Annotated in this window: 5 protein-coding genes; all 5 read left to right on the forward strand. The window is 36.5% G+C overall.

The window, feature by feature from the left end:
- A partial coding sequence (locus tag ACLTU0_RS09045) for a hypothetical protein (protein ID WP_412322130.1) occupies positions 1-1,557 on the forward strand: 1,557 nt, incomplete at its 5' end.
- A complete protein-coding gene (locus ACLTU0_RS09050) occupies positions 1,557-5,498 on the forward strand; it encodes an InlB B-repeat-containing protein (RefSeq protein ID WP_337599260.1) in 3,942 nt (1,313 codons plus the stop codon). The genes ACLTU0_RS09045 and ACLTU0_RS09050, both read left to right, overlap by 1 nt.
- Before the next feature lie 284 nt (positions 5,499-5,782).
- Positions 5,783-6,628 (forward strand): hypothetical protein, encoded by an 846-nt coding sequence (locus tag ACLTU0_RS09055; protein ID WP_337599259.1) that lies wholly within the window; start codon positions 5,783-5,785, stop codon positions 6,626-6,628.
- Positions 6,594-6,956 carry a hypothetical protein gene (locus ACLTU0_RS09060; protein ID WP_022228800.1) on the forward strand — a complete coding sequence of 121 codons (363 nt, stop codon included), beginning with the start codon at positions 6,594-6,596 and terminating at the stop codon, positions 6,954-6,956. The genes ACLTU0_RS09055 and ACLTU0_RS09060 overlap by 35 nt, the downstream gene beginning before the upstream one ends.
- Before the next feature lie 38 nt (positions 6,957-6,994).
- Positions 6,995-8,512 (forward strand): hypothetical protein, encoded by a 1,518-nt coding sequence (locus tag ACLTU0_RS09065; RefSeq protein ID WP_337599258.1) that lies wholly within the window; start codon positions 6,995-6,997, stop codon positions 8,510-8,512.
- Positions 8,513-8,579: the final 67 nt, after the last annotated feature.

Genomic DNA, 8,579 nt, shown 5'->3' on the forward strand with positions numbered 1-8,579 from the left:
GTATCACAGTTTAACGGAACGATTATCGCAAGTGCGGATAATCCGAAAGGCCCATTTAAAACAGAAAAGGGATATTTTTGGGGTGGAACGTCACTTCCTGTTATCGCAAATGGTGATACAGGTGATTTAACAATGTTCTATGATGAAGACAGCAAAGGTTATATGATATGTTCAAGCGCGAACGGCAGAGGACATTTATATATTGCACCTATGGATGAAACTAAGAATTTCTGTGATTTTGATTTTGATAATATAAAAGAGCTGAACGGTTCTACCGGTTCATATTTTGATGAAGATGGTACAATAAAACAAAAAGATAAAGGCGGTATAGAGGGTGACTGTATGTTTAAATACAAAGACCATTATTATTTTACCGGTTCAGATTTATACGGCTGGCGTGGTTCAAGAGTGTATGTGTTTGAATCAAAAGATATACTCGGCGATTACAAATTAAAGCCGGATTATATTGATACTTCAAAATCAAGTTCAAATCTTCCGTACATTATGCCGGGTGCAAAGTATAGCTATGCACACAATTCACAAACCGGATTTTACTATACGCTTCACGGAAGCAAGCAGGACACGGTTATTTATTGTGGTGACCGTTGGTGTGATTTCGGAACACATGGTATAGGATATAATCAGTGGGTTCCACTGACAATGGACGGATATACTCCTCATTTCAACGATTTAAGTCAATGGAAATTAAACTCAGAAACAGGCGAGTGGACAATTGGCGACGGAAATAATTATATTGCAAACAATGAATTTGATGCCGACAGAGTTGATGTTAAATCATTGACAGGTTGGGAATGCAGTGACAGTACAGACGGTTCGGTAAACGGGAATGTAAAAGCAAGACGTTTTTACGGCAACTATGCCGCAAAGCAAAGTGCAGACACAGATTATACCGCAAGAATTAAACAAACAATTAAAGATTTGCCAAACGGTATATATACACTTCGAGCAAGCGTTATGTCAAGCGGCGGACAAAATGAATGTGTATTGTATGCAAATACAAACAATAAGAACTACACAGCTTCTCTAAAATCAAAAATGAGTAATTGGACAGATGTCGTTGTAAAGGATATTATTATTGAAAACGGAGAATGTGAGATTGGCTTGTACTCAGACTCACCGGCAAACTGTTATGTAAGGATAGACGATATGTATTTAACAAGAAATTATGACGGTACGGTTATCGAGGGTAGGTTAAATACTAATGTTCCGGATGAGCATATTGAAGATTCAATTACACTGAAAGATATGCAGGGCAACGCAGTAAATAAGCTTAACGGCGCAGAGGTATATGCCGAGGCAGTATATACAAACGACAATGCAGACAGAAAGGAATTAACATTGTATATGGCTTTGTATGATAACTATGGAAAATTAAAATCTGTAAAGCAAAGAAAAGAAACAATCGCTGCATACAGCACTTCCACGATAAAGACGGACAGCTTAAGTGCAGATACTGACTCATATATCAAGCTGTTCTTGTGGGAGGACGGAATGAAGCCGTTATATAATTCAATAACAATTAAGGAGGCAAAGTGATGAAAAATAAACTTAAAAGAATTTTAGGAGTGATAACAGCAATATCGCTTCTACTGCAAATGTCATTTGTTATAACCTCAAACGCGGCGGAATATTTTTCGCTTGATTTTGAAAGTGCAACGGATACAATGGGCTGGACGTCTGCAAATGCTCCGGGCGATATGTCAATAGCAACAGATGAAGACAACAGTATCAATAAGTATTTCAAATTTGCAAATACAAACGGAAGTGGAACACGAAATGCATACTATACCTTCGATTCTGACGCTCAGACAACGGAAAATGGTAAAGCAGTTATCGAATTTGACTTCTATATGACGAATACAGGAAATGAAAATATAAATCAGCTTGTATTACTTGATTCTGCAGCAGGCAACCCTAAAGGCAATGCAAATTACAGCGGAAATAATTATATCTTTTCATTTACACAACCTAAGAATAGCGATAAACTCATCATAAATAATTTAGATGGTTCTAAGGAAACATATACAACAACAGATTGGACGAATAAATCAGGCTGGACACACGCAAAGGCGATTATGGATTTTACAGAGCATAATGTGACAATCACACTGTCGAGCCCTGACGGCGAAACAATATATTTTGACAACAAAGTTCCTATGGGGACAGACGGAACGGCAATCGGTAAGCTTCTGATTTGTGAGGCGAGAAAGAGTACGGCTACATTCGGCATTGACAATATCGTAGTCCGCGCATACGATAGCGCGCTTGACGCAGGAAGCGCATATTACACCGTAACTTATGATGTAAAAGGCAATACCACCGAAGAAGCCGTAAAGGGCAATGCAAGCCCGTTAAATATTCCCGACTTAACAAATTATGGCTATATCTTTAAGGGCTGGCAGGTAAATGACGATACCGAAAATCTGATTAACGATTTAAAGGAATACAAAATTACAGCCGACACAAAATTTACGGCAGTTTATGAAAAAGACACAGAGTATATTGAGCCTATCGTTTCTGCCGAAATAAAGGGCAATTCCCTGATGACCTTCGGCGATAGTCCCGACACTGCCGCCGAAAACAAATATACGCTTACTCTTACAGGCGAAGCGGGAACGATTATAACCGCAGAGACAATAGACAGCCGCATAGAGGATTTTAATATTGAGTGGGATATAGACGGATTTAAGACCGTAAACGATACCGACAAGTATTGCGACAGCTACGGTGAATTTGCCGAGCATACAAACAGCGCTACAGAAGTTTCGTTTATGCTCAGACAGTGCGACTTTAATTTCTACGGTAAGCTCAAAGCAACTGTTACATATAATGGTGAGACGATTGAAGCGTCAATGTATGTTGCCGCAACAGGTGATAAGAGCATGGCAGATAACCAAATCTTGCCTGAAGCAGGCTACCCATCCGACTTTGACGAATATCCCGACAGTCTTGTTGGATATACTACATTAAAGGACACTTACGGCGGTAACGATATTATGGTCGGCGGCTGGGGTATGTCCGGTTCAGATAGCGGTGATGCAGTTATTATGAAAGAGGAGAATAACAAATTCCTTAGAATTAATTGCCCAACATCGAGTAAATCACATATGTTCACAAATTCAATAGATACACCGCAAAAACAAATTATATTTGAGCAGAATATACGCTTTAATGGCAATGGATGTATTACACTTACATCAAAACAGCCGTATTGGACGGATAAGGAAGGCTATACAACGCCTGTAACGCTTGAATTTGACGGAACAACAATAAAGCTAAATGGCATAGCTATAAAAAATAATGATATTGATGTTACAGTCAACAAGGGCAAATGGTATAAAATTGTACTGTCGGCTGACAAGACTACCGAAAGTTGTTTTGTAAAGGTGTATGACTTAAACGGTCAGTTTGTCGGTGAAACCGATAGCATAGCGTGGACTGAAAACTCGGAGCCGACATATTACTCAATTGGTTTTGCAAATAAGCAGACAGGAACGGTTGATTTTGATGCATATAGAGCATATTATCCGGCTGCGGATATTTCAACCTATACACTCAATATTTCACAGGAAACTTTGTCAATTCCAAACAAAGATACTGCAACATTATCTGTATCGGTAAAAAGCAAAGAAGGATATAATATAACAGGTGCGGCAGAATGGTCAATCTTAGAAGATGATATGCAAGACATTATAATAACTCCCGATGTAGTAGATTCTCACAAAGCAACAATAACTCTGGGTGAGGGTGCATCAGCCGGTGAGGCAACTGTTCAGGTGAATATCGGCGGCTATACCAAAACCATAAAGCTCAATATTACCGACTCGGCTGAAAGTATAAAGTTTACATCATCACAAGGAAGCCTTGCAATACCGCTTGATGAAAAATCAGTAAATACTGCTAAATACAGTGCGGCGGTAATCAACGGTGATGGTATGGATTTGAACAGAAATGTATTGCTTGGAATATATGACAAAAATAATGTCAATAAATATAATCTTCCCGACGGTATATCGTTTGACGCATCAGCGGGTACAATAAGCGTTACATCGGCAGCTGTTCCTTGTGTGTTTACCGTAAGAGCCACAGGAGAAAGCAGTGACGGCAAAATATTATCAAGAAGTGTTAAGGTCACAGTTCACGGTTTATCATTTGACTTCGGAAGTGGTGCGGATGAAAGTGTTACAGAGGGTTATACGGATATTAATCCTTTAACAACTTATACCGTATCACGCGGTTATGGAATAGAGGGAAGTGCAAAAGCAGAAGGCACACCAAGTATTGATAATGCAGAATCTGATTATTTGTCGGGTGATTTCACTTTTAAAGCTAAGGTTACAAAAGGAAAACATTACAGAGTAAAGATTGCTTTTAGTGGTGATTTGGTGTCTGAATATGTAAGTGAAGCACTGTCAGGTCATGAAAGAACTCTTGCCGCAGAGGGGACAACACATACGGGATATACTGTAAAAACAGAAGAAATAACCGAACAAGTATATGATATTCCGGTTGTGGATGATGTAATGGATTTAAAATTCTCAGGTGCAAGGGTTGCGTATATATCAATAGAAAAGGTTGAAAAGACTGCCGCTGAAAAACCTAACATTTGGTCTGTCGGCGATTCAACTATCGGCAACAGCGGCTCATACGCATATAATTTAGCACGTGATCAAGCCAATTATCCCGAGTTTACCGCACTTGCCGATTATCATAATAACGGTAAGGGTTCAAGAAATCTTAAAACATATTATACACAGGGCTGGCTTGATAATATTCTGATAAACATAAGACCGGGCGATATTGTCACCATTGGAAATATGGGGACAAATCCGGGCGGAATGTCCGGTACGCAGTTTAAGGCTCCGCTTGACTATTATGTTGATGCGTGTCTTGCAATGGGTGCAAAAGTAATACTTACAAGCTATACCCCGCACGGCTGCGTTGAAGGCTACGAATATGTATATGATAAAACAACACATACATTCCACGGCTGTCGAGAGGATGCGTATGATTCTTTAGGCATAAGAGTTATCTACGAGGAAAGAAAGGATGATCCTGATATTTTAGGATTTATTGATATAGGACTTAACGCTGACAATGCATTTAACGAATATGTAGCGGATTATGCAAAGAACGGTTATGAAAACGAGGATGCGGCGGCAAAGGCAATTATGGATTGCTTCGGCGACCATAACCATTACGGCAACGGGGGACGATCACAGCTTGCGGGCGATTTAATGCTTAACGGCTATGGAACTGCACCGGGTATAGTGTCGGAGCTTGTAAGAGTGCTGACTGAGAGCACAAATAAACCTTGCGTTAAAATAGAAGCGGAATATGACGATAACGGCACACTTGTCAATTTAACAACCGCACCTGCAAAGGTGTCGGAGGCACAAAAGGCAGAACGCAGTAAAAATTCGCTTATTACATATTGGTATTCGTTCGAAAATATGAGACCTGTAATCAGTGAGTAATTAGTTTATAAGCTACATTCATATAAAATAAGCCGAATTTGTCGATTTGATTTGATAAATTCGGCTTGTTTATAATTTACCGTTTAATTTCGTGATTTTTGAGATTAGAATAGCAAATTCTTCGTCTATGCGTTTGAACGTATTTATTAGTCAAACCAATTTCATTTGCAATTCATCTTTCATTGTGATATATTAGTTGTATATTTAGTTTGTTTGCGGTAGAATTTTATTTCGCCATTTACACTATATAGTTTGATATAATATCAATATCGGAGGATATTATAATGAGTAGCATTACAAGAAACAATTTTTCAATACACAGTAATTCAAAGGGTAATTTACTAAAAACAGAATATCAGAAAGATGGAATAGTGTATTTTGTTAAATCGGGACGTTTACAGGTTCGTGATTTTCCTGAAAAGTGGGGAATTGAGCCTGTTATTGAGGTGTTATGTTATGAAATAGGCAAGCTAATGGGATTAAATGTAGCGGAGCAAAGTCTTATTGGTATGGAGGGAATTAGATACGGTAAGAATTTCAGAACTTTGGTTTGCAGTTCTCCCGATTTCAGAAACGGAAAAACGTTAATATATTTGGCAAGTCTATATGCGGAGGATGAAAGCAATATTGATTTTGAAAAGCTTTGCAGAAACACCGGGTGCGGAAATGATTTAATAAATCTGTTGGCATTTGATTTGATTATAATGAATGAGGATAGGCATAACAGTAACGTAGGATTTCTTATGTCGGATAACGGAGAGCTTAAATTGTCGCCTATATATGATAACGGATATTCTTTGCTTTATGATGATATAAAAGGAATGTTGAATGATTTTAAATCGGCATATAGATACTGTCTTTGTAATGCACCGTTGTATGAGGAAAGATTTAATGCGGCGGAAAGAATATTTCAGAAAATGTCTAAAATATATGTGCCTACAATTAATCTTAATATTGAAAGAAATCAAGTTGCAGATAGGGTTATGGCGGTAAAGAAAACATACAGCGAATTGGTTTATGCGGATATAAATAACATTCAGCTAAAAGATATTTGGTGGGAAAAAGTTATAGACTTTATAATGTGGAGGATTGAATATGTTAGAGATTTACGAGATAGTGTGGCGGAATAAAGACGTTACGGGATATTTGGAATATAATACGAAAACAGATAAATTTCAAGCATATTTAAAGGATAGGGAAAATCCTAATCCTAGAGGTCTGTTTGGAATTTTGAAAATATCCGATGTTGTGGAGGATAGTCGTGTAAGGTTGTATATAAGCGATTGTGTTGTTCCGAAAACACGAGAAAATATTGATGATATATTAAAACATCTCGGCATGGGCGAATATAATCAGTGGGAGATTTATAAAAAGAATATGGGTGTTAATGTGAGTGATTATGCAAGTATCAGATTTTATAAAAATTCTGATTCGAATGATTTTTTTTGTCCGATATGAGAGAATAAATTATATTTTTTATTAAAAGTGGTGATATAATGATAGAGGCATTGAATTTTACCAGATTGCAAGAAGAAGTTCGTGACAGATATGAATATAATGAACAATGTATTGTTGGAATCATTTTTGCCAGATATGACTTACAGCATGTACAGAGAATTATTGAGGAAAATTATTTGTATTGGAATTATAATACAAAAAGATATTTAGATATTTTTTGGGCGGGTTATGGAGAATATTTATGCCCGAATGATGAATCAGCTACTAAAAAAATATTAAAATTTGAAGGAAATGACACTCGTATATATTATGATTTAGAGTCTTTTATCAGTGTTAAAGAACAATTTAATCATTATTTAAAAGATAAAGATAAATACAAAGATAAATTACAGCTTGTTCTTGTAAATTATAAAAAAGGAAAACTTAGATTTGACAAATATATTAGTATTGATTTAGAACAAAACTTAGATGATAATTATAAAAAAATAAGAGAAATATTTGAATATATAACTAATGCGTGTCGTAATTTGCATGATGTTGTTGAATTAAAAGAACGTATGGAGAAAGACAAAGCGAAAAGATGGATTAAAGGAATTACAATAAGTAATGTAAGTGATGTAATTAATGTTGCTAAAACAGTTGGAGGGATTTTGATGAAAAGGAATTTTATAATCGGAGTGATAACAGGAGCGTTGGTATTTGGTACGGTTGGTGTTTTTGCGGGGCAATATATTGCTACCGAAAATACTTTCCCTATAAAATTGAATAACAACAACGTTAATTTAAACGGATATAATGTTGACGGTAGTACATATTTTAAACTTCGTGATATAGCAGATGTTGTAGGCGGATTCAATGTGGATTTTAAAAACAATACTATCAGATTATCAAAAGACGGATATGTTTATGAGGACAAAAATGAGGATTTAATTCCTACAATGAGTGAAAATCAAAGATATATGATTAATATATTTTTGAGTAATTTTAGTGAAATTGATTTTAATGATTACGACGCAAATACTGCAAGCAGAGATCAGCTGATATATTTTGGTTGTAAACATAATTCGGTTAATCATACGTCAGGGGCAATTCCTATTTCTGATGAGGAAGCAGCTAAGTATGTAACATTGGATGATTTTATTCATGCTTGTTATAAAACTGATGAGGAAACAGTTTCAAATTCTATTGACAGGTATCTTGGGAAAAAAGTACAGCATGGCGAGGCAAAATATAATGTTATGGGATACGACTGGCAATTTGGATATGACAATGGATACTATTATTATGATTCCGGTGAAGAGGGAGATGCCAGAAGAGTTTTCTCGATAGCTGATAATATGTATGATAATGGGGACGGAACATATACTGTAATATTTACAAACTATAGTTCTGGATATACAGACATTTTGAATGATTGCTATAATCTTACATCTGAATCAATAGAGGGTTTTGGAATCAAAGTGAATAAAGGAGCAACAGGAAAAGCGGTAGTAAGACCGTATAATTACAATGGTAAAGATACATATCAGTTGATTTCGTTAAATATGCAAGAATAGAAATGAGGACCTTTTGATGTGACCCCAAAAAGTTAGACTTTTTATAGCGTAGTAGTTTTAACGACTG

Origin of the sequence: Hominilimicola sp., assembly GCF_046972485.1 — a bacterium.
Classification (GTDB): domain Bacteria; phylum Bacillota; class Clostridia; order UBA1381; family UBA1381; genus Hominilimicola; species Hominilimicola fabiformis.